General features: G+C 67.4%; 26 protein-coding genes and 1 pseudogene. 18 read left to right on the top strand and 9 right to left on the bottom strand.

Annotated features, from left to right (window positions below):
- Positions 1-120: 120 nt before the first annotated feature.
- From LLH23_13885 to LLH23_13825, 13 genes and pseudogenes are all read left to right on the top strand, one after another.
- Positions 121-513 carry an Hsp20/alpha crystallin family protein gene (locus tag LLH23_13885; GenBank protein ID MCE5239561.1) on the top strand — a complete coding sequence of 131 codons (393 nt, stop codon included), beginning with the start codon at positions 121-123 and terminating at the stop codon, positions 511-513.
- Positions 514-603: 90 nt separating this feature from the next.
- Positions 604-1,032, top strand: coding sequence for an Hsp20/alpha crystallin family protein (locus tag LLH23_13880; protein ID MCE5239560.1), 429 nt, complete (start codon positions 604-606; stop codon positions 1,030-1,032).
- A 63-nt stretch (positions 1,033-1,095) separates the two neighbouring features.
- Positions 1,096-2,208 carry a molecular chaperone DnaJ gene (gene dnaJ / locus LLH23_13875; protein ID MCE5239559.1) on the top strand — a complete coding sequence of 371 codons (1,113 nt, stop codon included), beginning with the start codon at positions 1,096-1,098 and terminating at the stop codon, positions 2,206-2,208.
- 188 nt (positions 2,209-2,396) lie between these two features.
- Positions 2,397-2,771 carry a helix-turn-helix transcriptional regulator gene (locus LLH23_13870; GenBank protein ID MCE5239558.1) on the top strand — a complete coding sequence of 125 codons (375 nt, stop codon included), beginning with the start codon at positions 2,397-2,399 and terminating at the stop codon, positions 2,769-2,771.
- A gap of 13 nt (positions 2,772-2,784) precedes the next feature.
- Complete coding sequence (locus LLH23_13865; GenBank protein ID MCE5239557.1) at positions 2,785-3,054, top strand: DUF2007 domain-containing protein; 270 nt, start codon at positions 2,785-2,787, stop codon at positions 3,052-3,054.
- Entirely contained in the window at positions 3,017-3,280 is a 264-nt protein-coding gene (locus LLH23_13860; protein ID MCE5239556.1) for a DUF2007 domain-containing protein, read from the top strand. The genes LLH23_13865 and LLH23_13860 overlap by 38 nt, the downstream gene beginning before the upstream one ends.
- Positions 3,281-3,602: 322 nt before the next feature.
- Positions 3,603-4,265, top strand: a complete 663-nt coding sequence (locus LLH23_13855; GenBank protein ID MCE5239555.1) for a DUF6338 family protein — start codon at positions 3,603-3,605, stop codon at positions 4,263-4,265.
- Positions 4,265-6,784, top strand: coding sequence for an AAA family ATPase (locus tag LLH23_13850; protein ID MCE5239554.1), 2,520 nt, complete (start codon positions 4,265-4,267; stop codon positions 6,782-6,784). Before LLH23_13855 ends, LLH23_13850 begins: the two co-directional genes overlap by 1 nt.
- 329 nt (positions 6,785-7,113) lie before the next feature.
- Complete coding sequence (locus LLH23_13845; GenBank protein MCE5239553.1) at positions 7,114-8,493, top strand: sulfatase; 1,380 nt, start codon at positions 7,114-7,116, stop codon at positions 8,491-8,493.
- Positions 8,494-8,575: 82 nt separating this feature from the next.
- A complete protein-coding gene (locus tag LLH23_13840) occupies positions 8,576-9,289 on the top strand; it encodes a polyprenol monophosphomannose synthase (GenBank protein ID MCE5239552.1) in 714 nt (237 codons plus the stop codon).
- 99 nt (positions 9,290-9,388) lie between these two features.
- Complete coding sequence (locus tag LLH23_13835) at positions 9,389-10,207, top strand: hypothetical protein (protein MCE5239551.1); 819 nt, start codon at positions 9,389-9,391, stop codon at positions 10,205-10,207.
- Between the two features lie 192 nt (positions 10,208-10,399).
- Positions 10,400-10,687: pseudogene (locus LLH23_13830) on the top strand (DUF1559 domain-containing protein).
- Between the two features lie 6 nt (positions 10,688-10,693).
- On the top strand, positions 10,694-11,011 hold the full coding sequence (locus LLH23_13825; protein ID MCE5239550.1) for a hypothetical protein: 318 nt from the start codon (positions 10,694-10,696) through the stop codon (positions 11,009-11,011).
- A gap of 80 nt (positions 11,012-11,091) precedes the next feature.
- Here the strand turns inward: LLH23_13825 and LLH23_13820 are convergent, their stop codons facing one another.
- Positions 11,092-11,937: a sugar phosphate isomerase/epimerase gene (locus tag LLH23_13820; protein MCE5239549.1), complete on the bottom strand. Its 846-nt coding sequence runs from the start codon at positions 11,935-11,937 to the stop codon at positions 11,092-11,094.
- 169 nt (positions 11,938-12,106) lie between these two features.
- Between LLH23_13820 and LLH23_13815 the strand changes: the two genes are divergently transcribed.
- The 4 genes from LLH23_13815 (at position 12,107) to LLH23_13800 (ending at position 15,094) form a co-directional block, all read left to right on the top strand.
- The gene (locus LLH23_13815; protein MCE5239548.1) at positions 12,107-12,280 is read left to right on the top strand and encodes a 4Fe-4S binding protein; all 174 of its coding nucleotides are present in this window, start codon (positions 12,107-12,109) and stop codon (positions 12,278-12,280) included.
- 80 nt (positions 12,281-12,360) lie between these two features.
- Entirely contained in the window at positions 12,361-12,954 is a 594-nt protein-coding gene (locus LLH23_13810) for an FKBP-type peptidyl-prolyl cis-trans isomerase (GenBank protein MCE5239547.1), read from the top strand.
- Positions 12,955-13,106: 152 nt separating this feature from the next.
- On the top strand, positions 13,107-13,781 hold the full coding sequence (locus tag LLH23_13805; protein MCE5239546.1) for an aspartate/glutamate racemase family protein: 675 nt from the start codon (positions 13,107-13,109) through the stop codon (positions 13,779-13,781).
- Positions 13,778-15,094, top strand: a complete 1,317-nt coding sequence (locus LLH23_13800) for a hypothetical protein (GenBank protein MCE5239545.1) — start codon at positions 13,778-13,780, stop codon at positions 15,092-15,094. The genes LLH23_13805 and LLH23_13800 overlap by 4 nt, the downstream gene beginning before the upstream one ends.
- 6 nt (positions 15,095-15,100) lie before the next feature.
- Here the strand turns inward: LLH23_13800 and rmuC are convergent, their stop codons facing one another.
- The 4 genes from rmuC to LLH23_13780 all read right to left on the bottom strand — a co-directional run bounded on the left by rmuC (position 15,101) and on the right by LLH23_13780 (position 19,220).
- Entirely contained in the window at positions 15,101-16,456 is a 1,356-nt protein-coding gene (rmuC, locus tag LLH23_13795; protein ID MCE5239544.1) for a DNA recombination protein RmuC, read from the bottom strand.
- Between the two features lie 177 nt (positions 16,457-16,633).
- Positions 16,634-17,560, bottom strand: coding sequence for a class I SAM-dependent methyltransferase (locus tag LLH23_13790; GenBank protein MCE5239543.1), 927 nt, complete (start codon positions 17,558-17,560; stop codon positions 16,634-16,636).
- A gap of 153 nt (positions 17,561-17,713) precedes the next feature.
- Positions 17,714-18,373, bottom strand: a complete 660-nt coding sequence (locus tag LLH23_13785; GenBank protein MCE5239542.1) for a DUF1559 domain-containing protein — start codon at positions 18,371-18,373, stop codon at positions 17,714-17,716.
- A gap of 178 nt (positions 18,374-18,551) precedes the next feature.
- Positions 18,552-19,220, bottom strand: coding sequence for a DUF1559 domain-containing protein (locus tag LLH23_13780; protein MCE5239541.1), 669 nt, complete (start codon positions 19,218-19,220; stop codon positions 18,552-18,554).
- A gap of 213 nt (positions 19,221-19,433) precedes the next feature.
- On the opposite strand from LLH23_13780, the gene LLH23_13775 reads away from it, so the two are divergent.
- Positions 19,434-20,789, top strand: a complete 1,356-nt coding sequence (locus LLH23_13775; GenBank protein MCE5239540.1) for a TrpB-like pyridoxal phosphate-dependent enzyme — start codon at positions 19,434-19,436, stop codon at positions 20,787-20,789.
- 211 nt (positions 20,790-21,000) lie between these two features.
- Here LLH23_13775 and LLH23_13770 read toward each other — a convergent pair whose 3' ends face one another.
- From LLH23_13770 to LLH23_13755, 4 genes are read right to left on the bottom strand one after another with little or no spacing between them, the layout of a single operon-like run.
- Complete coding sequence (locus tag LLH23_13770; protein ID MCE5239539.1) at positions 21,001-22,233, bottom strand: hypothetical protein; 1,233 nt, start codon at positions 22,231-22,233, stop codon at positions 21,001-21,003.
- Between the two features lie 54 nt (positions 22,234-22,287).
- Positions 22,288-23,229, bottom strand: a complete 942-nt coding sequence (locus tag LLH23_13765; protein ID MCE5239538.1) for a hypothetical protein — start codon at positions 23,227-23,229, stop codon at positions 22,288-22,290.
- 14 nt (positions 23,230-23,243) lie between these two features.
- Positions 23,244-24,041, bottom strand: a complete 798-nt coding sequence (locus LLH23_13760) for a sugar phosphate isomerase/epimerase (protein MCE5239537.1) — start codon at positions 24,039-24,041, stop codon at positions 23,244-23,246.
- Between the two features lie 9 nt (positions 24,042-24,050).
- The gene (locus tag LLH23_13755; GenBank protein MCE5239536.1) at positions 24,051-24,734 is read right to left on the bottom strand and encodes a metal-dependent hydrolase; all 684 of its coding nucleotides are present in this window, start codon (positions 24,732-24,734) and stop codon (positions 24,051-24,053) included.
- Between the last annotated feature and the right edge of the window lie 154 nt (positions 24,735-24,888).

The raw sequence follows: 24,888 nt of genomic DNA, 5'->3' as shown, positions 1-24,888 counted from the left end.
TAAGGCGGGAACGACGGCCACGGCGGAGCGGGGATGACGGGGCTGTGACGGAGTCGGCGGGTGTCCTGCCCCGTGGGACGGGCCCCGCCGACACCCGCAGCCGCACGGAGAGATCGTGACATGAGTGACGCTTTCGACAGCTTTCTGGACTTGCGCCGCCGGCTCTATCGGATGCTGGACGCGGGCGTCAGTCAGGCGCCTCGGCCCGCCGAGGGCTTCGCGCCGCCGCTGGACGTGGTGAGCACGCCCGAGGGCCTGACCATCACGGTCGAGCTGCCCGGCATGGCCCGCGAGGATATCGCGGTGGAGCTGCAGGGGAACCTGCTGACCATCGCCGGGGAGCGGCGCACCAGTCGCGAGGACGCACAGCAGCGGTTCTTCCGCCGCGAACGCCCAAGCGGGCAGTTCAAGCGCTCCCTGGCGTTGCCGACCACCGACCACGAGGAGTTGTCGGCAGCGTTGAAGGATGGCGTGCTGACGGTCACCGTACACAAGCCAGGCCGAGGCATGTAGTGGCGCGATTCATCGCGCCGTCGTAGGCGTTGTCGGCAGTGTCGCCGTGGGCGCCATGAATGGCGCCGCTACCGAGCAGGAGAACGATACGTGGACACCTTCTGGGACGGACGACGAGAGATCAGGGAGCTGCGGGCGCGGATGGACCAGGCGTTCCGCCTGGCCACCCAGCGGCAGCCGAGCCGCCAGGCGGCCCTGGCGCCGCCGCTGGACTTCGCCGCGGACGCGGAGGGCTTCCATGTGGCCCTGGATCTGCCAGGCGTGACGCGCGAGAGCCTGAATGTGCAGGCGGAGCACGGGGCGCTGGTCGTGACCGGTGATAAGCGGGCGCCTGAGGCAGGAGAGAGGCGGGTGTTGCGGCAGGAGCGGGCGTACGGCCCCTTCGCCCGCACGATGCCGCTGCCCGAGGAGGCCGACCTGTCGCAGGTGACGGCGAGTCTGAAGGACGGCGAGTTGCACATCACCGTCGGCCGGAAGGCAGAGGCGGCGGCGCGGCGGATTGAGGTCGTAACAGGATAGCGGCGCGACCCATGGCGCCCACGGGCGCCGCGAAGGGCGCCGCCACGAACAGCAAGGCACATCATGCCCAACGAGCAGGACTTCTACGAGGTCCTCGGCGTCAGCCGGGGAGCCTCGGACAAAGAGATCAAGAGCGCCTACCGCAAGCTCGCGCGCAAGCACCACCCGGACGTCAACCCGGGCAACGCCGAGGCGGAAGAACGCTTCAAGCGCATCAGCCAGGCCTACGAGGTCCTGAGCGACGCGGAGAAGCGCGCCAAGTATGACCAGTACGGCGCGGCCTGGCAGCAGGCCCAGCAGTCCGGCCAGTGGCAGGGCGGGGACTTCGGCAACTTCGTCTACCAGCAGTATGGCGCGGGGAGCTTTGCCGACCTGTTCGGCGACCTGTTCGGCCAGATGCGGACCGGCGGGGGCGGCCGGCAGCGTGTCGGTGTGCATCCGCCGGGCCCCGAGCGCGGGCAGGACATCCTCCACGAGTTGCCGATCGAGTTCGATGAGGCCATCCATGGCGGCCAGAAGGCCATGACGCTGAGCATCGCCGACCGCTGCCCCGAGTGCGGCGGCGTCGGCGGCCAGACGGTCACCTGCCCCACGTGCAAGGGCACCGGGCAGGGCCAGGGCGGCTTCATGGGCTTCGCGACCGCGTGCCCGACGTGCCAGGGCACCGGCCAGCAGATCAAGAGCCGCTGCACCAAGTGCGCCGGCGGCGGCGAGGCCCTGCGCACCCGCCGCATCAATGTGAAGATCCCTGCGGGCGTGAACACCGGCAGCAAGATCCGGCTGGCGGGCGAAGGTGGTCGGGGCGCGCGGGGCGGGCCGGATGGCGACCTGATCCTCGTGCTGCAGGTCCGCCCGCACAAGCTGTTCCAGCGCGAGGGCGATGACATCCATGTCAAGGTGCCCATCACCTTCGTGGAGGCCTCGCTGGGCGACAAGATCGCCGTCCCGACAGTGGATGGCAAGGTGACGCTGACGATCCCGGCGGGCACGCAGACAGGGCAGAAGTTCCGCCTGCGCGGTCAGGGCGCTCCGACGACCAACGGTGGGCGCGGCGACGAGTACGTCGAGGCCTACCTCGTGGCCCCCAAGCGCCTGAGCAAGCGCCAGAAGGAGCTGCTGGAGGAGTTTGGCCAGACCTGGGAAGAGGATGTGCGCGAGGGTCTGGAAGGCAAGTGACGAGTGGCAAGTGCCAGGTGACAGGTTACACGTGACAGGTGACACGTGGGAGCGGTCACCGACCGCGACAGACCTGTCGGGGTCGGTGACCCCTCCCACGACGACACGACGACGCGCCCTGTCGGGGTCGGTGACCCCTCCCACGACGAGATGACGACGAACCCCGTCTCTGACGGAGGATGACAAGGATGAACAGGCCGAGCCAAGACGAACCCGTCTATTACATATCCGTCGCCGCGCGGCTGATCGCGGCCCATCCGCAGACCCTGCGCATGTACGAGCGCGTGGGCCTGGTGCGCCCCCAGCGGACGCCCCAGGGCCTGCGCCTGTATTCCGAGCGCGACATCGAGCGTCTGCGCCAGATCCAGCGCCTGACCCAGGAGATGGGCGTGAACCTGGCGGGCGTGGACCTGGTGCTCAAGCTGCTGGACCAGATCGCCGAGCTGCAGGCACAGATCGAGCGGTTGACGTACGAGCGCGACCACGGGCCGCTGCAACTGAACCCGGCCCCCGAGCGGCACCGGATCGAGATACAGATCGAGGAAGTGGAGCACCAGGGCTGAGAGGAGGTCGGCCATGGCCGACAACCAGGCGCGTGACTGGGTCGTGGTGTGGCAGCGATCGGCGCATGATGCGGATATCGAGGCCGACATGGTGGTCTCGCTGCTCGAAGGCAGCGCCATCCCCGTGGTGCGCCTCCCGCCGTCCGCGGCGCCCGTCGTGTTCGACGGCTTCGGCGGGCCGATGATGCCGGTCAGAGTACTGGTCCCGCCGGACCACCAGGCTGAGGCGAAGGAGTTGCTGTCGGATGCCGAGATTGACCTCACCGCCGCCGAAGAAGAGTGAAGAGTGGGTGCCGGTCGCCAGCTTCCTGGGGCTGGAGGCCGATGGCGAGGCGGACGCCTGCGTGGCGCTGCTGCAGGGCAGTGACATCCCGGCGGTGCGCCTGCCGACGAACAACATCGCCACGCTCGGCGGCCTGGGCGTGACGATCAGCCAGCCGGTGCTGGTGCTCGTGCCGCCCGATTGGGAAGACGCGGCCAAGGAACTGCTAGAGCAAGATGCTGTGTAGCATGGGCTAAGTGACGGAACAGAGACGGAGCAGGTCATCAAGAGGGAGGGAACCGCAATGGCGAAGTGCTGTGCAGCCGCAGCGAAGAAGGCCGCACCGAGGAAGGCTGCACCGAAGAAGGTCGCACCGAAGAAGGCTGCACCGAAGAAGGCTGCCCCGAAGAAGGCCGGACCGAAGAAGGCCGCCGTGGACAGCGTGGTCACTGGGCGCAAGCCGAGGCTGCCCTGGTCCCCCCGCGCGAAGGCCTCAGTCACCAAGAAGGGTAGCCGCAGGCACTAGGTCGCGATCTAGCCAGCTTGCACAAGAGAGGTGGTGACCCACGATGCCGGCGCTGAACGGCGTGTTCCTGTTCTTCTTGGTCTTTATCCTGCCTGGCTATCTGGGGCTCCTCGCATTCGATTGGGCGGCGTGGAAGGCACAGGACTCGGGCCGATCGGACTTCGCCAAGTTCGGGCTGAGCTTCATAGTCAGTGCGGTCTCGTTTCTTGCGACCGAGCCTTGGGCTAGAGCGTACGCCGTGTCGGTGTCTCTGGGTGTCCCCGAGGCTGAGTTTGGACGCCTTCTGTTCTCAACCGCCTTCATCGAGCGCATATGCCTGATGGGCGGGGCGACACTCCTTGGCGGCGTGCTTATCGGCCTCGCCTGGCGGGGCACGGCTGCGGCGTGGCGCAAGTGCTTCAAGAAGGGGATCATCTCACGGTACGACACTCTGTGGGACAAGCAGTTTGACCATAGGGAGGCACCGCTGGTGATGGTGGAGTACGCCGACGGGAGCATCTTCCAGGGCGAGAAGCGCAGCAGTTCCGATGCCAGCCAAGCACAGCTGCTACTGGCGAACGTCAAGCGGTACCAGCGACGACAGGCAGAGGACGGTTCCATCACCTTCGATGAGGTCCCTTGGAGTTCACCCGAGGTTCTCCTCACTGCGAAGGACGCATTGATACACTTCCTCGAGCCCGAGGAAGAGAAGAGCGATGATGTCTGATGGACTTCGAACGCTTTACCAATCAAGCCAAGCAGGCGCTGTCTGCCAGTCAGCAGATCCTGCAGCGCTACAAGCATAGCCAACTCGACATCGAGCACATCCTGCTCGCCTTTCTGGAACAGGACGGCGCCGTCGTGCCGCGGGTGCTTGACCAGGCCGGCGTGAACCGTGCGGGCCTGGTGGGCAGCCTCGAACGCGAACTGGGCAGCCGGCCGCAGGTGTCGGGCCCCGGCGCGGGCGATCAGCAGCAGGTCTACATCACGCCGCACACACAGCGCGTGCTCGACCTGGCCTGGACCATCGCCCAGCGCATGGGCGACAGCTACATCGCCGGCGAGCATGTGCTGCTGGCCATCGTCGAGGACGGCCAGACCGCCGCGGCGCGGCTGCTGACGCAGGCCGGGCTGAGCAACGAGAAGCTCCTGCAGGCCCTGCAGGCCGTGCGTGGGACCCATCGTGTGGACAGCGAGGCCGCTGAGAGCAAGTACGAGGCGCTCCAGAAGTACTCGCGCGACCTGACGGAGCTGGCGCAGGAGGGGCGCCTGGACCCGGTCATCGGGCGCGACAAGGAGATTCGCCGCGTCATCCAGGTGCTCAGCCGCCGCACTAAGAACAACCCGGTGCTCATCGGCGAGGCCGGGGTGGGGAAGACCGCCATCGTCGAGGGCCTGGCGCAAGCCATCGCCAAGGACGAGGTGCCCTCGATCCTGGAGGGCAAGCGCGTGCTCGCGCTGGACCTGGGCGGCATGATCGCCGGCAGCAAGTACCGTGGTGAGTTCGAGGAGCGCCTCAAGGCCGTCATGGACGAGATCCGCGAGGCGCAGGGCGAGATCATTGTCTTCATTGACGAGCTGCACACCGTCGTCGGGGCCGGCGCGGCCGAGGGCGCCATGGACGCCTCGAACATGCTCAAGCCCGCCCTGGCGCGCGGCGAGATGCAGTGTGTGGGCGCGACGACCCTCGACGAGTACCGGAAGAACATCGAGAAGGACCCGGCCCTGGAGCGGCGCTTCCAGCCGATCTTCGTCGGCGAGCCCTCGGTCGAGGACACCATCGAGATACTCAAGGGCCTGCGCCCGCGCTATGAGGAGCATCACGGGGTCAAGATCACCGACGAGGCGCTGGAGGCGGCGGCCAAGCTGTCGGCCCGCTACATCGCCGACCGCCAGTTGCCTGACAAGGCCATTGACGTCATTGACGAGGCCGCCAGCAAGCTGCGCATCGAGATCTTCGACCTGCCGCCGAAGCCCGAGAAGCTGCGCGAGGAGATCGCGACGCTCACCACCCGCGGCGCCGAGGAGGCCCGCGAGGGCCACTATGACGCGGCCGCCCGCACCAAACAGCAGCTCGACGACCTGCAGGGCAAGCTTCCGGCCGCCGAGGAGGCCTGGACCGGCCTCGATGACATTGACGACACGGTGGACGCCGAGGACGTGGCGCAGATCATCTCGGAATGGACGGGCATCCCCGCGCTGAAGATGTTCGAGGAGGAGGCCCACAAGCTGCTGGACATGGAGCAGCGCCTGCACGAGCGCGTCAAGGGCCAGCATGAGGCCGTGGTCGCCGTATCGGAGGCCATCCGCCGCGCCCGCGCCGGCCTCAAGGACCCCCGCCGGCCCATCGGCTCGTTCATCTTCCTGGGCCCCACGGGTGTAGGCAAGACGGAGCTGGCCAAGGCCCTCGCGGAGTTCCTGTTCGACGACGAGGACGCCATGATCCGCATCGACATGAGCGAGTACATGGAGAAGCACTCGGTCTCGCGGCTCATCGGCGCGCCCCCGGGCTACGTGGGCTACGAAGAGGGTGGCCAGCTGACCGAGGCCGTGCGGCGGCGCCCGTACCGGGTGATCCTGCTGGACGAGATCGAGAAGGCCCATCCGGATGTCTTCAACATCCTGTTGCAGATACTGGAGGACGGGCGGCTGACGGACAACACCGGCCGCGTCGTGGACTTCAAGAACACGGTCATCATCATGACCAGCAACATCGGCAGCCAGCACATCCGCCCGGTCAGCACCGGCGGCACGATCGGCTTCCAGCTCAAGGACAAGAAGCGCGAGACGATCAGCGCCGCCAGCGAGGAAGAACGGGAGCGGCAGTACGAGCAGATGCGCGACCGTGTCATCCAGGCGCTGGAGGAGTCCTTCCGGCCCGAGCTGCTCAACCGCATCGACGAGATCATCGTCTTCCATGCGCTGACCGAAGAGGAGATCCTGCAGATCGTGGACCTGATGCTGCGGCGGGTCGAGAAGGCCCTGTCGGACCGCAACATCAAGTTGCACGTCACGGAGGCGGCCCGCGAGCTGCTGGCGCGGCGCGGCTACGACCCGGTATACGGGGCGCGGCCGCTGCGGCGCGAGATCCAGAAGCAGGTCGAGAACCGCATCGCCGGGGCGCTTCTGCGCGGGGAGTTCCACGACGGCGACACCATCCAGGTAGACGCCCACGAGGAAGAGATCGTGCTCAGCCTGATGATCCCCGAGCAGTTCACGGTCGGGGAGCTGGCGGCGGATAGCTGATAGTTGCGAGTTGGGAGTTGACGGCGAGAGGGTTGCGCGGGACAGGCCAGTGCGGCCTGTCCCGCTCTGCTTTGCAGGAACCCCAGGGCGGTGGGGCGCATTATCTGAGGGAGGAAGTCGCGGTCGGTGACCGCTCCCACAGCGTCCCGCTCTCTCCTCCGGCCACGAAGCCCCATCTGGGGGACATTGTGGGAGGGGTCACAGACAGCGACCGAACCTCGGGCAGATCCCGTGGGAGCGGTCACCGACCGCGACCGAACCTTGGGCAGATCCCGTACGAGCGGTCACCGACCGCGACCGAACCCCTCCACAACCAGACGGAGCCTCTCATGCCCCCGCGCCGCCCGAACATCCTCTTCATCATGTCCGACGACCACGCCGCCCATGCCATGGGGTGCTACGGCAGCCGCATCAACCAGACGCCCCACATGGACCGCATCGCCAACGAGGGCGTGCGGTTCGACAACTGCTTCTGCACCAACTCCATCTGCGCCCCCAGCCGTGCCACGATCCTCACTGGCACGTACAGCCACGTCAACGGTGTCCTGACGCTGTTCGAAGGCCTGCGGACGCAGGAGCAGCCCTCGTTCCCGGTGATGCTGCAGCAGGCTGGTTACCAGACGGCACTCATCGGCAAGTGGCATCTGGGGCACAGGCCCGAGAATGAGCCGTTCGGCTTCGACTACTGGAACGTGCTGCCGGGCCAGGGGCTGTACCACAACCCGAAGATGATCGAGATGGGGGAGGAGAAGGTCTTCTCCGGCTATGTCACCGATCTCATCACCGACATGTGTGTGGACTGGCTCAGCCGGCGCGAAGCCGAGCGCCCCTGGTGCCTGTTGTGCCACCACAAGGCCCCCCATCGCCCCTGGGAGCCGCACGAGCGTCACATGGGGCTCTTTGCCGAGGACGTGCTCGAGCCGCCGACGTTCGACGATGACTACGCGAACCGCTCCGTCGCCGCTCGCGAAGCGAAGATGCGGATTGACCGTGACCTCACGGTGACGGACACCAAGATGGAGCCGCCGGAGGGGCTGACGGGCCGCCCGCTCAAGCAATGGAAGTACCAGCGCTACATCAAGGACTACCTGCGCTGCGTGCAGGCCGTGGATGACAGTGTGGGGACGCTGCTGGACTATCTGGACGCGTCCGGCCTCGCCGAGGACACGATCGTCATCTACACCTCCGACCAGGGCTTCTTCCTGGGCGACCACGGCTGGTACGACAAGCGCTTCATGTACGAGGAATCCCTGCGAATGCCCTTCATCGTGCGCTACCCGCGGGAGATCGCGCCCGGCAGCGTGAACCGCGACATCGCCATCAACAACGACTTCGCGCCGACGTTCCTGGACTATGCCGGGCTGCCTACTCCCGACTCCATGCAGGGCCGCAGCCTCCGCCCGTTGCTGCAGGGGCAGGCCCCGCCGGACTGGCGCGAGGCCTTCTACTACCGCTACTTCATGCACCTGGACCCCAGCCACAACACGACGGCCCACTACGGCGTCCGGACGCAACGCTACAAGCTGATCTACTACTACGAGCCCGTCCCCGGCCCACAGGAATGGGAGCTGTTCGACCTGGAGCGCGACCCGCTGGAGATGTGCAGCGTCTACGATGATCCGGCGTACGCGGACGTCGTCGCCGAGTTGCAGGAGAAGCTCCGAGCGCTGCGCCGCGAGTGTGGCGATGAGACGAACGACTGGGCTTGACCGCTGGGGGACGCCGACGCGTCGTCTGCGGCTACGGCCTGGGCCGGCAGGATGCCGGCGCTCCCGGGACGAAACTGCCACCATGCCCGACTATTCCGACGCTACCGTCACCATCGCCACCTTCAACGAGCGGGACAATCTCCCCCTCGTCCTGCCGCTCATTGCCGAGCACGCACCCGGCCTGCAGGTCCTCATCGTTGACGACGACTCGCCCGACGGCACCGGCCAGTATGCCGACGAGTTCGCCGCTGGTCACCCCTGGCTCAGCGTCATGCACCGCCCGCGCAAGAGCGGCTATGCCAGCGCCCACATCCAGGGCATGAGGCGGGCCATCGAGCGGGGAGCGAAGCGTGTGCTGACGATGGACGCCGACCTGTCGCACGACCCGTCGGTCCTGCCGGCGATCCTCGACGGCTTGGCGGAGCATGACATGATCCTCGGCTCGCGGTATGTCCCCGGGGGCGGCACGCGCAACTGGGGGCTCTCCCGGCGGCTGCTGTCGCGCTTTGGCAGCTTCTATGCTCGCACGATCCTGGGCCTCGAGCAGCGCGACTGCACGACCGGCTACCGTGGCTATCGCGCGGACCTGATCCAACGCTCGGGCATGCTGGAGACGAAGACGCAGGGCTACGGCTTCCTGGTCGAGGTGCTGTACCGCTGCGTCCGGGCGGGGGCGCAGGTGGGGGAGGTGCCGATCATCTTCGTGGACCGGCAGTACGGCAAGTCGAAGCTGTCGAAGGCGATCATGTTCGAGGCGATGCTACTGCCGTGGCGGCTGCGGTTCGGGCGGAGGTGACTGCTCGGCGGCTTGACGCCGGCCACCGAACGGGTATAAATGTGTTTACCACGTCACGGGCTGGGCGCCCGTGAACCATACCTCAAAGGGGGTCTATCCATGCGAGCGTTGCGTCTCGTCGTGCTGTCGGTACTGCTGTTGTCCTGGGCCGTGCCTGGCTTCACATGGAAGGCAGGCGGCCATCGCTTCGTGCTGCGCGTAGCTCTGCAGAAGGCCTCGCCCCATGACTCCCTGGGGAAGTTCCTGCTGGACACGAAGCGCCAGGCGCGCCTGGACGCCATGGTGACATGGCCGGACCCGGGGCACGGCAACCAGACAGAGACTGCGTTAGGGCATTCGCACCACTTCGACAGCCCGACCTACAACCGGGCGCAAGTGAGCCTCGACGCCAGTCTCTACCGTTGGCTCTGCGGTGGGGGGAACGTGCCCCCTCCCCCCGCACCTGCGACCATGCAGGAGAAACGCCTGGCCTACATTGCGCACTATGCGGCGGACCTGTGCTGCCCCGTGCATGTCCGACGCGGGCTTGATCGGGTCAGCAAGGAGGAGGCCAAGGCCTTCCACGGGGTGCCCGAGCTATTCGTGGAACGGCTCATCGCCAGTCAGGGCCCCGCACTGCTCAAGGAGGTGGACGACGTCGCGAACCGCCTGGCCCCCTCCGGGGTGTGGCCGTCGCAAGGCAAGCCTCCCGCACAGGAGGTCATGGCAGACATACGCTACACGTATGATGTCACGTCGCGCGAGTTCGACAAGTTGACCAAGTACCACCCACCGGCGGCCGCGGCGAACGGACAGTACCGTTGGGAGCAGTGGTGCACGCCCAGCCGGAACGTGCGAGGCGTGCTGGTCAGGGACCTGGCGCGCTCCGCTCTCACGGTGCGTAAGTACTGGGTCATGTCGTGGAAGCAGCCGCAGTAACCGCGCCAGATGCTGCGCAACCGCCGCGACGACGCCGAGGGCATGCCCTCGGCGTCGGTGCTGTCCGCTTGCCCTCACGCGATGGCGGGGATAGACGACCAAATGCCGGCCGACGAGCAGGAGAGTCCTCCCCCAATGCCGAAGAACTCCGTAAGAAGTACGGAATACCGGAGTGACAGGAGGAAGACTATGATGCGCCACGGCTTCACGCTCATCGAGTTGCTCGTCGTGATCGCGATCATCGCGATCCTCGCCGCGATCCTGTTCCCTGTGTTCGCCAAAGCGCGGGAGAAGGCCCGCCAGTCAAGCTGCACCAGCAACCTCAAACAGATCACCCTCGCCGCCCTGCAGTATGCGCAGGACTATGACGAGAAGATGATCATGCACTACGTGATCGGCCCCGGGTGGGTGCCGTTCTACCGTCCCTATGACGAACTCATGCCCTACACCAAGAACAGCCAGGTCTGGTACTGCCCGAGCAACCCGGTGATATACGGGGTGCAGCGCTGCAATCTGGGGCGTGTCCATGAGGCTGGCGGGACGACATGCGTCGTCGGGATAGCGCAGTACAAGTCGGCGGTGGATGCGGCCCTGTTCTTTGATGCGGTCTCGTACAAGACGTGCGCCGACATCTACTACGCAACGCCCGGCGTGGCGGGTTGCACCAGCACTTGCACCGGGCCGGCAGCACCCAAGTTCTGCCACAACGACGGGTGCAATCTCTCGTTCGTGGACGGGCACGTCAAGTACTACTCGCAGGGCGCGCTGATGGGCAACATCAGCACCTTCCGGCGGCAGCTCTAGTTCCGCTCGACGAGAACGCCGCGGGGCGCGCCGACCCATCGGCGCGCCCCGCTTCATGAATCCCGTTCCCCGCCGTTCCCCTACAGCGTCTTCAGGAAGTCTACCGCCTTCTTGATGTCCGCCTGCGGGTTGGCGCCGACCTCGCGCTCGATGGCGAAGTAGCCGTTGTAGCCGCACTCGCGCAGGTAGCCGACGTACCGCGGCCAGTCCACCCAGCCGTCGCCCAGCGGCACTTCCTTGCCCGTGCCGTCCTCCTGCACCAGGGCGTCCTTGGCGTGGGTGTGGATGATCCGGTCGCCGAGGGCCAGCGCGCCCTCATTGGGCTGGAACTTCTCGAACCACTTGAGGCGGCAGTACTCCTCGCCGCGGTCGCGGGCGAACTTCGCCGGCCACAGGATCATGTTGGCCGGGTCCCAGTTGATGCACAGGTTGGGGCTGCCGACGGCGTCCAGCAGGCGGCGTAGCACGAACGCCGGCTCGGGGCCCGTCTCGATGGCCAGCCTGGCGCCGACCTTCTCGCCGTGGGCGGCGAGAACCTGCATGCCCTTGAGGAAACGGCCCCACTTGGGGTCGCTGGTGTGCTCGGGCATGATGCCGCAATGGCCCTGCCAGATGCCGCATTCCAGGTCAGCGGCCTCCTCGAGGATCAGCTTGCCCCACTCCACGTTCTCGTCCCAGTTCTCTTCCTCACCCAGGTCTACCCCCCCGCCCCAGCAGGAGATGGCAGAGATCTCGAGGCCCAGGCCGCGGATGTGCTTGACGAGGGCCTTGCGGCCGGCGCTGTCCAGTTCACGCGGGTCCCACGGGCCGCCCTGTACGGAAATGTGCAGGCCGGGCACGCCCCAGTCCGCGACGACCTTCATGGCCTCGTACAGGTCCATGCGCATGTTGCCCAGCATGACTGCTATCTTGATGGGTTCCGACATCATTCATCCTCCAGTATGGTTGCGAAGTGCGGATGATCGTTCGCCGTCCATGGGCCAATCCCTTCCCCCTGGCCGCGGCGACTTCGCCCTTGCCAGCGACCCCCGTTTTGGGTACCATAGCCCCGGCGGTCCCCCGACCGCCGACTATCATGCGGAGGATCAGAACCCCATGCCCCATGTCATTGACTGCGACAAGTGCACTTCCTGCGGCTCGTGCGCCGAGGTCTGCCCCGCCGAGGCCATCGCCGAGGGCGAGGACTGCTACGTCATAGACCCCGATCTGTGCACCGACTGCGACCTGTGCACCGGCGAGTGCCCGGTCGAGGCCATCTCGGAGCAGTAGACGGAGCAACGCACGCACCCAATCAGGGGACAGGACCACGTGGCCTGTCCCCGTTTGTACTTCAGCAAAGGATGATGCCGATGCTACGCCATGTTGTCGTTTGTCTTCTTGCCGTGGCCGTGCTGACCGTGCTGGCCGGCTGCCCCAAGCCCGCGACGAGCGAGCCGCCGATCTCCACGCCGCCCGAGGGCGCGCCGCCAGTGGCCCAGGCGCCCGCCCCCGAGACGCCTGACGCCGCCAAGCCCGAGGCGGAGAAGCCCGCCGCCAAGGCTGAGGCTGCCGCGAAGGAGGAGTCCAAGGTGAAGGTGGAGGGCGAGGAGGGCAAGCCCCTGCAGAAGACGGCTTCTGGCCTGCAGTACGTGGTGCTCGACAAGGGCACCGGCGCCAAGCCCAAGCAGGGCGACAAGGTCGTTGCCGAGTACACCGGCTGGCTCACCGACGGGACGAAGTTCGACAGCTCCAAGGATCATCCGGGCGACTTCGAGTTCAATGTCGGCGAAGGCGACGTCATTCCGGGTTGGGACGAGGCGTTCCTGAGCATGTCCGAGGGTGAGCGCCGCAAGCTCATCATCCCGGCGAAGCTGGGTTACGGCGCCGAGGGCACGCCGGGCGGCCCCATCCCTCCGAACGCCACGCTGGTGTTTGAGGTGAAGCTGGTCAAGATCGTGAAGTAGCTTCACCGACGCAGGAAGAGCGCAACCGATGGGGACAGACCCCGTTGTCGCTCCCGCCCGTGCAGGCCAAGCGCCCGCGCGGGGGGAATAGCGAGGACAGGGACTGTCCCCATTTCGCTGCGCGCCCACGCCTGAGCGCAGGGAGGAACCGCTTGCCGACCCTCGGCCTCGTTCACACTGTCCGCCGCGTCATTCCCGGCCTCGCCGACCTCGTCGCCGAGCTGCTCCCCGATGTGCGGCAACTACACTACCTCGACGAGTCGGTGCTGCAGGACGCCATCGTGCTCGGGGGGCTGTCGGCGAACATCATCCGGCGAGTGCGTCAGCTCGTCCAACTGGCGGCAGAGCGCTCCGACGTCGTGCTGGTAACATGCTCGTCCATCGGCCCCGCCGCCGACATCGCCGCCGGCGAGTGCTATGTCCCAGTCCTGCGCATAGACCGGCCGATGGCGGAGGAAGCCGTGCAGACAGCGCAACGCATCGGGGTCATTGCCACCCTCAGCAGCACCCTGGCCCCGACGGTGCAACTGGTGCGCAAGTGTGCCGAGGAAGCCGAGCGCGAGGCGGAGGTCGTGGAATCGCTGGTCGAGGGGGCCTTCGCGGCCGCCTCGGCCGGTGACCAGGCCGAACACGACCGGCGGGTCCTGGCTGGGCTTGAAGGCCTGTTGGGGGGTGACGCGCCGGCCGATGTGGTGTTGCTGGCGCAGGCCTCGATGGCCGCCGTGGCCGCGCAGCTTCCGGCCGACCTCCAGGCCCGCGTCCTGTCCAGCCCCCGTGGCGGCATCATCCGCGCCGGCGAGGTCCTGAAGCGGGTGGCGCATCCATGAGGCCTGTCCTCGTGGCCGTGGCTGACGACTTCAGCGGCGCCTCGGATCAGGCCGGGATGCTGGCCCGCGCGGGCGTGGCCTCGCTGCTCGTGCTGGACGAAGGCTTCGAGGTGGGGGAGGGGTGGGAGGCCGTGACGGTGGCGACGCGGCTGCGTGCGTTGCCGGTTGCCGAGGCGCGCGCCGAGGCGGCACGACTGCTGCAGCACGCCCGCTCCCTGCAGCCACACATGATCCAGTACAAGTACTGCTCCACCTTCGACTCCACCCCCGCGGGCAACATCGGCCCGGTCCTCGACGTGGCGCTTGACGTCCTGCGCCTGCCCGGCGCCATCGTCATGCCCGCCTTGCCGATCAACGGGCGCACCACATATCTGGGCTACCACTTCGTGCATGGCGTCCCGCTGAGCGAGTCGCCCATGCGTGGCCATCCACTCAACCCCATGGCCGACGCGAGCCTGGTGCGGTGGCTGCAGCAGCAGACGCCCCGACGCGTGGGACTGGTGGCGCACGATGCCCTGCGGGCAGGACCGAGCGCCGTCCGCAGCCGCGTCGAGCAGCTCTGGCACTCCGAGATTCCACATGCCGTCTTGGACTGTCTTGACCAGCGGGACGTGCGGACGATCGCGCAGGCTGTGGCCGACCTGCCGTTCATCTCCGGATCGTCCGCGCTGGCGATGGAGCTGCCGGCCATCTGGCGGCGCGAAGGGCTCCTGGGCCAGCGACACGGTGTGCAGAAGCTCCTGCCGCGGCCGGCGTCGGCGCCGGTGCTGGCGCTCGCCGGAAGCTGCGCGGAGCAGACGCTCCGGCAGGTCGCCGCGGCAGAGGCGAGTGGCGATGCCGTGCTGCGCGTGGGCGGCCGGACGCTCCTGAGCCACGAGCCTGCGGACATGGCGCGCGAGTTGCTGCCACGTGTGCAGCGGGCACTTGCGGAGCGGGGGGCGGTCGTGGTGGCCTCGTCCGAGGAGCCGACGGAAAGGCTGGCATCGCTCCGTCGAGCAGAAGAGGCGGGCCTGCCGGCACGGGAGTTCGGCCTGCGCATCGAGCGGCTGCTGGCCGAGTTGGCGCACCTGGCGCGCATGGAGCTGGGTGTGCGGCACTTCATCTGCGCCGGGGGCGAGACCTCCGGAGCGATCGCCCAGGCATTGGGGCTTCAGGCGCTGGAGATGGTGCGTGAACTGGCCCCGGGGGTACCACTGTGCCGGGCCCTGCCGGGGCGTGACGTGGCCATCGCGCTCAAGGGCGGCAACTTCGGCGGCGACGGCTTCTTTGCCGACGCCGCCCGCATGGCGAGGCGGGTCAAGCTGGGCGGCTGAGGTCCGTCAGTCGGTCTGCTCGTCGGCGGACTCCTCGGCGGGGGGCAGGGCGCCGCCCGGCTCGGACTCCAGGCGGCGGGGCACGGTGTCCAGCGGCCCCAACTCTGGCAGGTCGCCCTTCCCGGTCACGCCCATCTCCTTGAGCTTGCGCGCCGACACCACCACGCGGCTTTCGAGCGAGCCCACCGCGTCATTGTACGCTCCCACCGACCGGTTGAGGTTCGTCCCGAGCTTGCCCAGATGCTCCATGAAGGGCCCCAGGCGGTCGTACAGCTCGCCGGCGACCTTGCGCACGGCCGTCGCGCTCTCCGTGAACATCTGCTGCTGCCAGCCGTAGTTCACCGCATACAGCATCGCCACGAGCGTGGCCGGCGTCGCCATGATGACGTTTTTGCTCAGGCCGCGCGCCAGCAGGTCCGCGTCCGCTTCCATGGCGGCCGCGAAGAGCGCCTCGCCGGGGATGAACATCACCACGCAGTTGGGGGCCTCCTCGAACTGGTCCCAATAGCTCTTGCGGGTGAGGCTGTCCAGGTGCCGTTGGCACTGGACCGCATGGTCGCGCAGGTGCAGCTCGCGCGCGGCGGCGTCCGTGCTGTCCACGGCCTTGAGGTAGGCGTCCATGGGGACCTTGGAGTCGACGATGATCTTCTTGCCGCCGGGGAGGTTGACGATCATGTCCGGGCGCAGCGCCCCGGCTTCCGTGCTGACCTGGGCCTGCTCGACAAAGTCGCAGTAGCGGCTCATGCCGGCGGCCTCGACCGCGTTGCGCAGCGTCATTTCCCCCCACCGGCCGCGCACCTGCGGCGCGCGTAGCGCTGTCACAAGCTTATTGGTCTCGCTCTGCAGCCCCTGCTCGGCTGCGAGCATGGCCCGCAGCCGCTCCTCGAGCGTACTGTACGCTGCCTGTCGCTTCTGCTCCATCTCCCCCAGGGCGACATCGTAGCGTCTCAGTAGCTCAGTCAGGGGCTCGACCATCCCCTTGATGCGCTCTTCGCCTGTGGCCAGCGCCCCCTCGGTCCTGTGTCCGAGAGCCTCCATCGTGCCGGCGGCGAGTTTGAGGAACTCCTCGCTGTTGCGCGACAGCGCGTGGCGCGAAAGCGCGTCTATGGTCTGGCGCATCTGCTCGTCGAACTGCGCGGCGGAACGGTCCCGCTCTTCGAGGCGGGCCTGCAGAGCCTGGGCGTTCCCGGTGAGTTCCACGACGCGCTCCTGCTCCCGCGTGAGCGCGACCTGGGCCTCGGTCAGACGATCCTGCAGGTCTACACGGCGGGCCCGCTCGGGCCGCGACCCCAGGCGCAGGCCCAGCAGCAAGCCGGCGACAAGTGCCGCCGCCGCCCCAATGATGCCGATGATGATGTCCAAGGAGGACACTCCTCTGGTGAAGATAGGTGGATATTCGCGGGGAGATAGTGGCGAACCTGCGCGGGTTGCGGGCGCGGGGGGCGCTGTAGGGCGGGGGCTTGTTCCCCCCCCCAGCGTTCGCGAAGTGCCATGCGGGGCGGGGTACAAGCCCCCGCCCTACAGACGGCGTGCCTCGCCCTACACGGCCGGCTTGCGCGCCAGGCAGGTCATCATGCTGCGGAAGAAGGCGGGCGAGCGGATGTCCGAGGTGTCCCGGGAGGCGATCTTGCGCCCGGCGAGCTTCATCGCCAGCCACGCGAACTCCAGTGGCTGCGTCCACCGGAAGTAAGGCGTGCGGGCATACGGGAAGCAGAAGCTCTGGACCTCATAGCCGGCCTGCTGCAGCATCTGGCGCAGTGTCCGGGGGGAGAAGTCGTAGACCATCTGGTCCGGGGCCATGAGGCGGAAGTTGGGGCCGAAGACCCGTGCTGCCGGACTGGCAATGTTCGGCGTGGCGCTGATGATAATGAGCCCGCCGGGCTTGGTGACCCTCTGGGCTTCGCGAAGCTGCCCCAGGGGGTCGGGCAAGTGCTGCAGCACGCCACGCATCTGCACGACATCAAAGAAGTCGGCCCCGAAGCCGGCAGTGGTCAACTCGCCGTGGACGAGGTGGGGGAGACCGTAGCGCTCCCGGGCGATCTGCAGGTAACGCTGCGAGACCTCCACGCCGTACACCTCGAAGTCGTCCTGCAGCAGGGAGATGAACTCCCCCGTACCACAGCCCACGTCCAGGAACCGCAGCCGGCTGTCGCCGTCCTGTGCGGCGGGGGCTTGTGCCCCGCCGAGGCGGGTCGCCGTCCATCGTCGGATGTCTGCCTGCTCGATCGCGTACATCTCCCGCCGCTGGGCGAGCAGCACCGGGTCCTCGTGCACGTCGCCGTAGTCCTCCTCGTAGCTGTCATGCAAGGCGACCACGGGCAGGCGGGGGTTGGTGAAGACCAGGCCACATTCGCGGCAGCGCACGACGCGTACGCCGCGCACGATCCCCCACAGGGCATGGTCGGCCGACTCACAGAGGTTGCAGAGGATGGTCTCGCGCTCGGGAGGCGAAGGGGGAGTGCTCATGGCGGCCCGATTGTAGGGCATTCGGCGGCGGAGGGCAACGCCCGGCGCAAGAGCCACAGCCCCGGAGCACAAGGCTCCGGGGCTGTGTTTGCGCCTCAAGGGGCTCCCGCCGCTTAGCGGCGTAGGCAGAGCGGGCCCCGACTACCAGGCGGGCTACTCTATCTCGATGCTGACCAGCGAGTCGCCGCTGGCAGGGTCGAGCACGGTCGGCTTCAGCCACTTTGCGTGGCCGTCCACGAAGCCGCAGTTCTGGCCGCCGTTGTGGCGGGTGGCGGCTTCGTCAGTGCGAACGTGGTTGGGCGTGTTGGGCTGCACGCCGAGCCAGAAGTTCGGGCTGGCATCGGGGGCTTCCCACAGCAGCACACACGCCGAGGCGTCCTCGACAGACCCGAGCGATTGCCCGGAGGGCGGGGTGGGAGAGCCGGTGATGTAGTGCTCGTAGTTGATGGCATACCCGGCCCGCTGGGCGCCGTCCACCAATGACTGGCCATCGAACGGGCTGCTGGCCATCTTCTTGCTGGGACACTGGAAGATCTGCGCGTTCTTGACGTACGGCAGAATCACCATGCGCCACGTCGAGTCGTCCGCCCCGTCCCACGTGCCGTCAGTGTCGAAGGCCCCACGCGGGAGTGTCTCGTCGTAGTCCTGGGCGTACATGTTCATCCCCAGTACCAACTGCTTCATGTTGGACAGACAGCTTGTCTGTCGTGCCTTCTCCCGCGCGCGGGCGAAGACCGGGAAGAGGATCGAGGCCAGGATCGCGATGATCGCGATGACGACCAGCAACTCAATGAGCGTGAACCCCTTGCGCATGGACGACCTCCGTGAGGCGTGGTTACGGACGATGGCAACCCATCGGCCTGCTACCTACTACAGATGGTTCCCTGTCCGACGACTCGCCAAACCCCTGTGACAGAACGCAACGTTGCCCCGCCCGAGCGGCGCGGCCTCGTCGGGCGGGGCAATGCTTCAGGCCCTGGCGGTAGTATCGTTACTCTTGCCCGATGCTGAGCAGACAGTCGCCACTGGCGGGGCAGAGAGCCGTGGGCTTCATCCACTTGGCGTGGCCGTCCACAAAGCCGCAGTTCTGACCGCCGTTGTGGCGGGTGGCGGCGGCGTCGGTGCGGACGAGGCCGTGGCCGTTGTCGCCGTCCGTGCCCATGCTCACGCTGAACGAGCCCACGCTCTCTACGAGGTAGATACAGGCCGAGGCGTCGTCAACGGAACCGAGGGACACACCCGAGGGGTTGGCGGCGCCGCCACTCGCCCAGTGGGCGACGTTGATGCCGTAGCCGGCGCCCTGGTCGTAGTCGCCCTCACTGCCGTTGAAGATGCCGCCAGAGCCGTCCGGGCTCTTGTCGCTGGGACAGATGTAGATCTGCTTGTTCTTGACGTACGGCAGGATCGCCGTGCGCCAGGTGGTGTCGCCGGAGCTGTAGTCACCGCTGCCGTCCGTGTCCAGACGGTCGTGCGGCAGTTCCTCATCGTAGTCCTGGGCATACATGGTGGCGCCCAGCACGAGCTGCTTGATGTTCGACAGACAACTGGACTGGCGGGCTTTCTCCCGCGCCCGAGCGAAGACGGGGAAGAGGATGGAGGCGAGGATCGCGATGATCGCGATCACGACCAACAACTCGATGAGTGTGAACCCCTTGCGCATGGACGACCTCCTAAGATGGCGTGGCCTTTCCGGCAGTATAGCTTACTTATACCCCACACGCCCAGCAGACACAACCACTATCTGCCCATCAGGCGCGAATTGACAGGAGCGCGCGCAGGGCCTACTATAGCGGACGAGCTGGAGAGCTTGCCGCAGCGCGCGGGTACGCGCGTCGAAACGTGAGGACACCTAGCTACCGAGGGAGGTTCCACCGTGACTGCCAGGCGCATCGATCTGTCTCTGTCGGACATGCCGCAAAAGTGGTACAACATCGCACCGGACTTGCCCCGCCCGCCGGACCCGCCGCTGCACCCCGGCACCCATCAGCCCATCACCGCCGAGGATATGGCCCCGATCTTCCCCATGTCCCTGCTCGCGCAGGAGATGAGTGCCGAGCGCTACATCGAGATCCCCGACGAGGTCCTGCATGCCTACGCGCTGTACCGGCCCTCGCCGATCTACCGCGCGGTGGAGCTGGAGAGGGCCCTCGACACGCCGGCGCACATCTACTACAAGCACGAGTATGTGAGCCCGGCCGGCAGCCACAAGCCCAACACCGCCATCGCCCAGGCCTTCTACAACAAGATGGAAGGCACCAAGCGCATCACCACCGAGACCGGCGCCGGGCAGTGGGGCAGCGCCCTGGCCATGTCATGCAAGATGTTCGGCCTCGAGTGCATCGTCTACATGGTCGGCGTCAGCTACGACCAGAAGCCCTACCGCCGAGTGCTGATGGAGACCTGGGGCGCCACGTGTTACCGCAGCCCGTCCGAGCGCACGAACATCGGCCGCAAGTTCCTGGCCGAAGATCCGAACCACCCCGGCTCGCTCGGTATCGCCATCACCGAAGCGCTCGAGGACTGCGTACAGCGCGACGACACGAAGTACTCGCTGGGCAGCGTGCTCAACCATGTGATGCTCCACCAGACGGTCATCGGGGAAGAGGCCCTCGTCCAGATGGAGATGGCCGGGGAGTACCCCGACATCGTCATTGCCTGCTTCGGCGGTGGGAGCAACTTCGCGGGGCTCTCGTTCCCGTTCGCACGCGAGAAGATGAAGAACGGCAAGGACACGCGCATCATCGCCGTGGAGCCCAAGGCCGCCCCGAGCCTCACGCGCGGGCCGTACCGCTACGACTTCGGCGACACCGGTGGCATGACGCCGCTCATGCGCATGTTCACCCTGGGCCACGACTTCGTGCCTGCGCCGATCCACGCCGGCGGGCTGCGCTACCACGGCGCCTCGCCGCTGGCCTCGATCCTGGTGGACGAGGGCGTAGCCGAGGCCCAGTCGTATGGCCAGCTCGACTGCTACAAGAGCGCGGTGCTGTTTGCCCGGACCGAGTCGTGGGTCATGGCGCCGGAAAGCTCCCACGCGGCGCACGCCGCCATCGTGGAAGCGCTCAAGTGCAAGGAGACCGGCGAGGCCAAGACCATCCTGTTCAACCTCACCGGACACGGCATGTTGGACCTGGCCGGCTACGAACGGTACCTGGGCGGCGAGTTGACCGACTACGTGCTCCCGCAAGAAGAGATCGAGAAGTCGCTGGCGACAGTGCCGGAGATCTAGGAGCGCGGCTCTCCAGAGGCGCAGACGTTACGAACGGGGCGCACTTCGGTGCGCCCCGTTGCCTTTCCCGGGGGATGGGGCAAAGGGAAGCCTCCGCAGGGCGGCGGCAACACGTTCCGCGACGCCCGGCGGCCGGGGTTCGGGGCGCCGGAACGCATCTTCCCATAATACAGATTATGTCAAAAGCGGATCGGCCGTCTGGCTGGCCCCTTCACTCAAACAGCGGCGACGGCGCGGGCCCGGGCACGCCGCTCCGCCAGTAGCTCCCCGGACGCCTGGGCTGCGACAGCAAGCTGCCTGCGTCCACCGCACCGCGGGCACTGTCCAGGATGCGCCCTGCGGTCACCCACTGCGCACGGTCACCGTTGCCCTGCAGGCGGACCACGTCACTCTCCGGACTCCATATGTGTGCCTGCCAGCCCGTCTCGGTCTCGCGATCCACGGTGACGATTAGCACGCGCCGGCCCATGGGCTCGGCGCTCAGGCTCTGGACCGTGCGTCGCGCCGATGGCAGCGTCAGGAGCACCCGTGGCGCCGTGCCGTCATAGCCGTAGACCTTGTCCCTGTAGGCCCACACCAGGCGACCGTCCACGGTGCCACACGGCGCGATGTGGTCACACGCCCCGAGCCGGACGCGCCCGCGGCCTTGCCAGTCGCACGCCCACATGGCCCAGGGCCGGTCAAAACCCCCCGTGACGAACCCGATCCGGTCGGCGCCGGTCGCCGTGCCGAAGTAGCAGGACAGGTTCTCGTCGGCAATCAGCTGCCGCCGTAAACGTGTGCCAATCTCGACCAGATCAATAGACTCTCTGCCATTCATCATGTTCGGTGGACGCGATACCAGCAGGTACTCGCCGTCACAGCTCCAGCACACGTCATACCGGTAGTGGTTGCCCAGGCCCTTCCACAGGCTCCAGGCCAACCGCCGCGAGGCGCGAGTGACCGGGTTGATGAGCGTCAGCGAGGAGATCAGGTCGCCGCTCGGGTCCCCATGCCACTCGGACACGCGGCTCCAGACGACGGCCCGACCGTCCGGCGACCAGCGCACGTTGTGCTGGTAGGCCGCCCACGTCGACGCGACGCGCCATTGGGGCTCGCGAGCCGTCAGAGACCCCAGAGCGCAGTCGTCGCCGAAGACGGCCACATCGCTCAGATCCGGGCTGAACGGGCGCAGGACCATCTGCAGGCTGCCGTCGCCGCTGACAGGGGTGCGGCGCCAGGCCGGCCAGTAGCCGTCCGCCTGCGCACAGACTGTAAGCTCGCGGCCGGCGGGAACGTCCAGCTGCGCCGGCGCCGGGCCGCCGAGGTGGACCAGCGGATCGTGGTCGAGCGACCACATCACCTCCGCGGCGGCCGGTTGGCTGCTGACCGTCACAGTGGCGGCGCTGAGGGTCGTCTGCAGCAGCGCCGCCAACAGCAATGCACCACCCATACGGAGCCGCATGTGGGTCCTCCTTAGTGCCGACGGACCGACGAAGATGCAGAGTCACTGGCGGGGTCAGGGAGCGGCGGGCGTGGACACGAGCCCGGGCGGCGGGGGGCCCCACCAATCCATCCGCCCGGGGTGCCGGGTGCACTCGGTGGTGGCCTCTCCGTCGCTGAAGGCCACCCCCGCCTCTTTGCCCCCGCTCGGGCATGGGTGGACGTGAGCGAGCCGGCCCTTGCCATCCGCCTCGTACACGAGCACGACAGTCCTCGGCATGCCGCGCAGGCTGCGTCCACAGACGTTGGGGTTCGCCTGATAGCTCGTCTTCAGCGGACACACAGGCCAGCGGTGGCCCGGCAGCAACGGCGTCAGGGCCGCGTGCCAGTCCCCGGCCGGCGGCAGGCGGTCGTCGTAGTCCTTGCTGTACATCAGGCATGCCTCGGCGATGCTCTGCAGGTTCTCTCGGCAGATGTCGGCCGTGACCTCGCCGTCAGTCGCGGGGTCGAAGCTCCCGAGCCTGAAGGCTTCGGGCGAGGCGAGGAAGAGAGCGAGGGGAAACAGCACGGCGACCACGTGAAGGACAACGGCGATCTTCCCGCAGGCGTTCCAGACGCGCATCGTCCTGTGGAACTGGGCGAGACTCTGGAACCGGCGGTGCTTCCAGGCTTCCTCGTGCCCGAGCAGGCCCAGCCACACCGCCGAGACAATGCCGAAGACGAGGTACAGTATGCAGCCCAACGTGATGTTGTTGGCGAAGCTGAAGAAGAGCGGCAGCGCGAACCCGCCCCAGCAGAACCCCATCCTGCGGACCTCGTCCGGAGGGGGGGTGTTGGTGCCGGAGTTGTTCAGAGGTCGCCCCTCGCCGCCAGGCAGGAGCCCCTCGGTCTCCTGCAGCCAAGCCGCATCCGTGACCGTGGCCTCGGGCTCAGCCGGCCGCACGGGCCGCTGCCAGCCGCACTCGGGGCACGTGGGCTGGTCCTCGATCAGTCTGCCGGAACAGCGCGGGCAGCGCATGGGTCTCCCCCATTTCAGGCCCGGCCAGGCACTCCCAGGGCCCTCAGGTACTCTCGGTTGGCGCGGCAACTCTCGGCCGGCGGGAGGCTCGTGTAGTCCAGGTCCACCACGATCCAGCCGTCGTAGCCGCGGCCTTGCACCATCCCCCACAGGGGGGCGAAGTCTATGGTCCCGGCGCCCAGCTCAATGAAACGTCTGTTCGAGTCCAGGTCCTTGAAGTGCACATACGCGATGCGGTCGAGGTACTCGGTGAAGACTTCGGCCAGGTCGAACAGTCCGAGGCTGAGCTGGGCGGTGTCGGGGCAGAGCTTGACGAGGGTGGGGTCGGTGAGGGCCATCAGTCGGTGGAGGGCCGGGGGGAACTCGAACAGCGTACCCCAGTGCTGGTGCCAGGCGCAGGTGAGCCCGCGCTCCCGGGCCATCTCCCCTATTCTGTTGGCCGCGTCGGCGACCCGCTGGTAGTCCGGTTCTCCATGGTGTTGCCCGTGCTGCTTGGCGCCCCCGTCAATGAGCAGCACCTCGCAGCCGACGGCGTGGCAGAAGTCCGCCGTGCGCCTGACCCGCTCCAACTCCGTCTCGATCGTGGCCTCGTCGGCGTAGCTGCAGTGGCTGTAGACGGTTGCGAGGGCGAGGCCGGAGTCCGTCAGGCGGGAGATGAAGGGTGCGGGGGCGTCGTAGTAGGGCTGGAGGATCGGCCCAGCGACCTCGAAGCCGTCCCAGCCCGCTTCAGCCATGTCGGACACGGCCAGCCAGAAGCGTTCCAGGTCGTCGCGGCACTGCCAGACGGCGGGGTGAAAGCCCAGCTTCGGCACGGTCCCTCCCTATACCGACAACTCCTGCCCGGGCTGGAGCACTTCGCAGCGAATGCCCTGCCGGCTCAGCTCGGCCGCGAAGGCGTCCGCGTCCTGCTGGATCACATCAAAAGCGCTGTAGTGAGTGGGGATGACGAGGTTCGGCCGCAGCAGCGCGGCAGCCCGCAAAGCGTCCTTCGGGCCCATCGTGAAGCAGTCGCCGATGGGCAGGATCGCCACATCGAGGCCCTCCTCGCCGATCAGGGCCATGTCCCCGAAGAGCCCGGTGTCGCCGGCGAAGTAGACCTTCGCGCCGCCCATGTCCACCAGGAAGCCGACGGCGGGGCCCGTGTACTCGTTGAGCTTCTCGCCGATGACGGCGGAACCATGGGTCGCCTGGGTGAGCCTCACTGAGCCAAAGTCGAAGGTGCGCCCGCCACCGATGTGGAGCGGGGCCACTTCGCAGCCGAAGCGCGCGCAGTACATGCACATCTCGAAGGCGGCGATGACCGGGCAGCCCAGGCGTGTCGCGATCTCGATCGTATCGCCCAGGTGGTCGGAGTGCCCGTGGGAGGGCAACACGGCATCCACCTGCACGTCCTCGGGCCCGCAGATGGCTTCAGGGTTGCCCTTGAGGAAGGGATCGAAGATGACGCTGTGCGCTCCGTCGCTGAGCGTGAAGCACGAGTGGCCGAGGGACTTGATGGTGGGCATAGGAGGCATCTCCTCAGATCAGTCGCCAGCAGTGTGGGGCAACCGCCAGTAGTGCGGAGCCGGTTCCCGGATCCGCCTCTCGCCTCGCCGTTCCCGGATCCCGGCCCCCCCCTACTCGCTCTCCCCGTGGAAGATGCGTGTGTACTCTGAGCGG

This window comes from bacterium (genome assembly GCA_021372615.1).
Classification (GTDB): Bacteria; Armatimonadota; Zipacnadia; order Zipacnadales; family UBA11051; genus JAJFUB01.
This window is presented reverse-complemented; position numbering and strand designations above follow the sequence as displayed.

What these genes read in the sequence shown, in the direction of transcription:
- LLH23_13790 (MCE5239543.1), bottom strand. Translation starts at nt 17,560, where the DNA reads ATGAGCACTCCCCCTTCGCCTCCCGAGCGCGAGACCATCCTCTGCAAC.
- LLH23_13855 (MCE5239555.1), top strand. Translation starts at nt 3,603, where the DNA reads ATGCCGGCGCTGAACGGCGTGTTCCTGTTCTTCTTGGTCTTTATCCTG.
- LLH23_13815 (MCE5239548.1), top strand. Translation starts at nt 12,107, where the DNA reads ATGCCCCATGTCATTGACTGCGACAAGTGCACTTCCTGCGGCTCGTGC.
- LLH23_13870 (MCE5239558.1), top strand. Translation starts at nt 2,397, where the DNA reads ATGAACAGGCCGAGCCAAGACGAACCCGTCTATTACATATCCGTCGCC.
- LLH23_13770 (MCE5239539.1), bottom strand. Translation starts at nt 22,233, where the DNA reads ATGCGGCTCCGTATGGGTGGTGCATTGCTGTTGGCGGCGCTGCTGCAG.
- LLH23_13835 (MCE5239551.1), top strand. Translation starts at nt 9,389, where the DNA reads ATGCGAGCGTTGCGTCTCGTCGTGCTGTCGGTACTGCTGTTGTCCTGG.
- LLH23_13800 (MCE5239545.1), top strand. Translation starts at nt 13,778, where the DNA reads ATGAGGCCTGTCCTCGTGGCCGTGGCTGACGACTTCAGCGGCGCCTCG.
- LLH23_13755 (MCE5239536.1), bottom strand. Translation starts at nt 24,734, where the DNA reads ATGCCCACCATCAAGTCCCTCGGCCACTCGTGCTTCACGCTCAGCGAC.
- LLH23_13840 (MCE5239552.1), top strand. Translation starts at nt 8,576, where the DNA reads ATGCCCGACTATTCCGACGCTACCGTCACCATCGCCACCTTCAACGAG.
- LLH23_13810 (MCE5239547.1), top strand. Translation starts at nt 12,361, where the DNA reads ATGCTACGCCATGTTGTCGTTTGTCTTCTTGCCGTGGCCGTGCTGACC.
- dnaJ (MCE5239559.1), top strand. Translation starts at nt 1,096, where the DNA reads ATGCCCAACGAGCAGGACTTCTACGAGGTCCTCGGCGTCAGCCGGGGA.
- LLH23_13885 (MCE5239561.1), top strand. Translation starts at nt 121, where the DNA reads ATGAGTGACGCTTTCGACAGCTTTCTGGACTTGCGCCGCCGGCTCTAT.
- LLH23_13780 (MCE5239541.1), bottom strand. Translation starts at nt 19,220, where the DNA reads ATGCGCAAGGGGTTCACACTCATCGAGTTGTTGGTCGTGATCGCGATC.
- LLH23_13820 (MCE5239549.1), bottom strand. Translation starts at nt 11,937, where the DNA reads ATGTCGGAACCCATCAAGATAGCAGTCATGCTGGGCAACATGCGCATG.
- LLH23_13860 (MCE5239556.1), top strand. Translation starts at nt 3,017, where the DNA reads ATGCCGAGATTGACCTCACCGCCGCCGAAGAAGAGTGAAGAGTGGGTG.
- LLH23_13785 (MCE5239542.1), bottom strand. Translation starts at nt 18,373, where the DNA reads ATGCGCAAGGGGTTCACGCTCATTGAGTTGCTGGTCGTCATCGCGATC.
- LLH23_13765 (MCE5239538.1), bottom strand. Translation starts at nt 23,229, where the DNA reads ATGCGCTGCCCGCGCTGTTCCGGCAGACTGATCGAGGACCAGCCCACG.
- LLH23_13850 (MCE5239554.1), top strand. Translation starts at nt 4,265, where the DNA reads ATGGACTTCGAACGCTTTACCAATCAAGCCAAGCAGGCGCTGTCTGCC.
- LLH23_13845 (MCE5239553.1), top strand. Translation starts at nt 7,114, where the DNA reads ATGCCCCCGCGCCGCCCGAACATCCTCTTCATCATGTCCGACGACCAC.
- LLH23_13865 (MCE5239557.1), top strand. Translation starts at nt 2,785, where the DNA reads ATGGCCGACAACCAGGCGCGTGACTGGGTCGTGGTGTGGCAGCGATCG.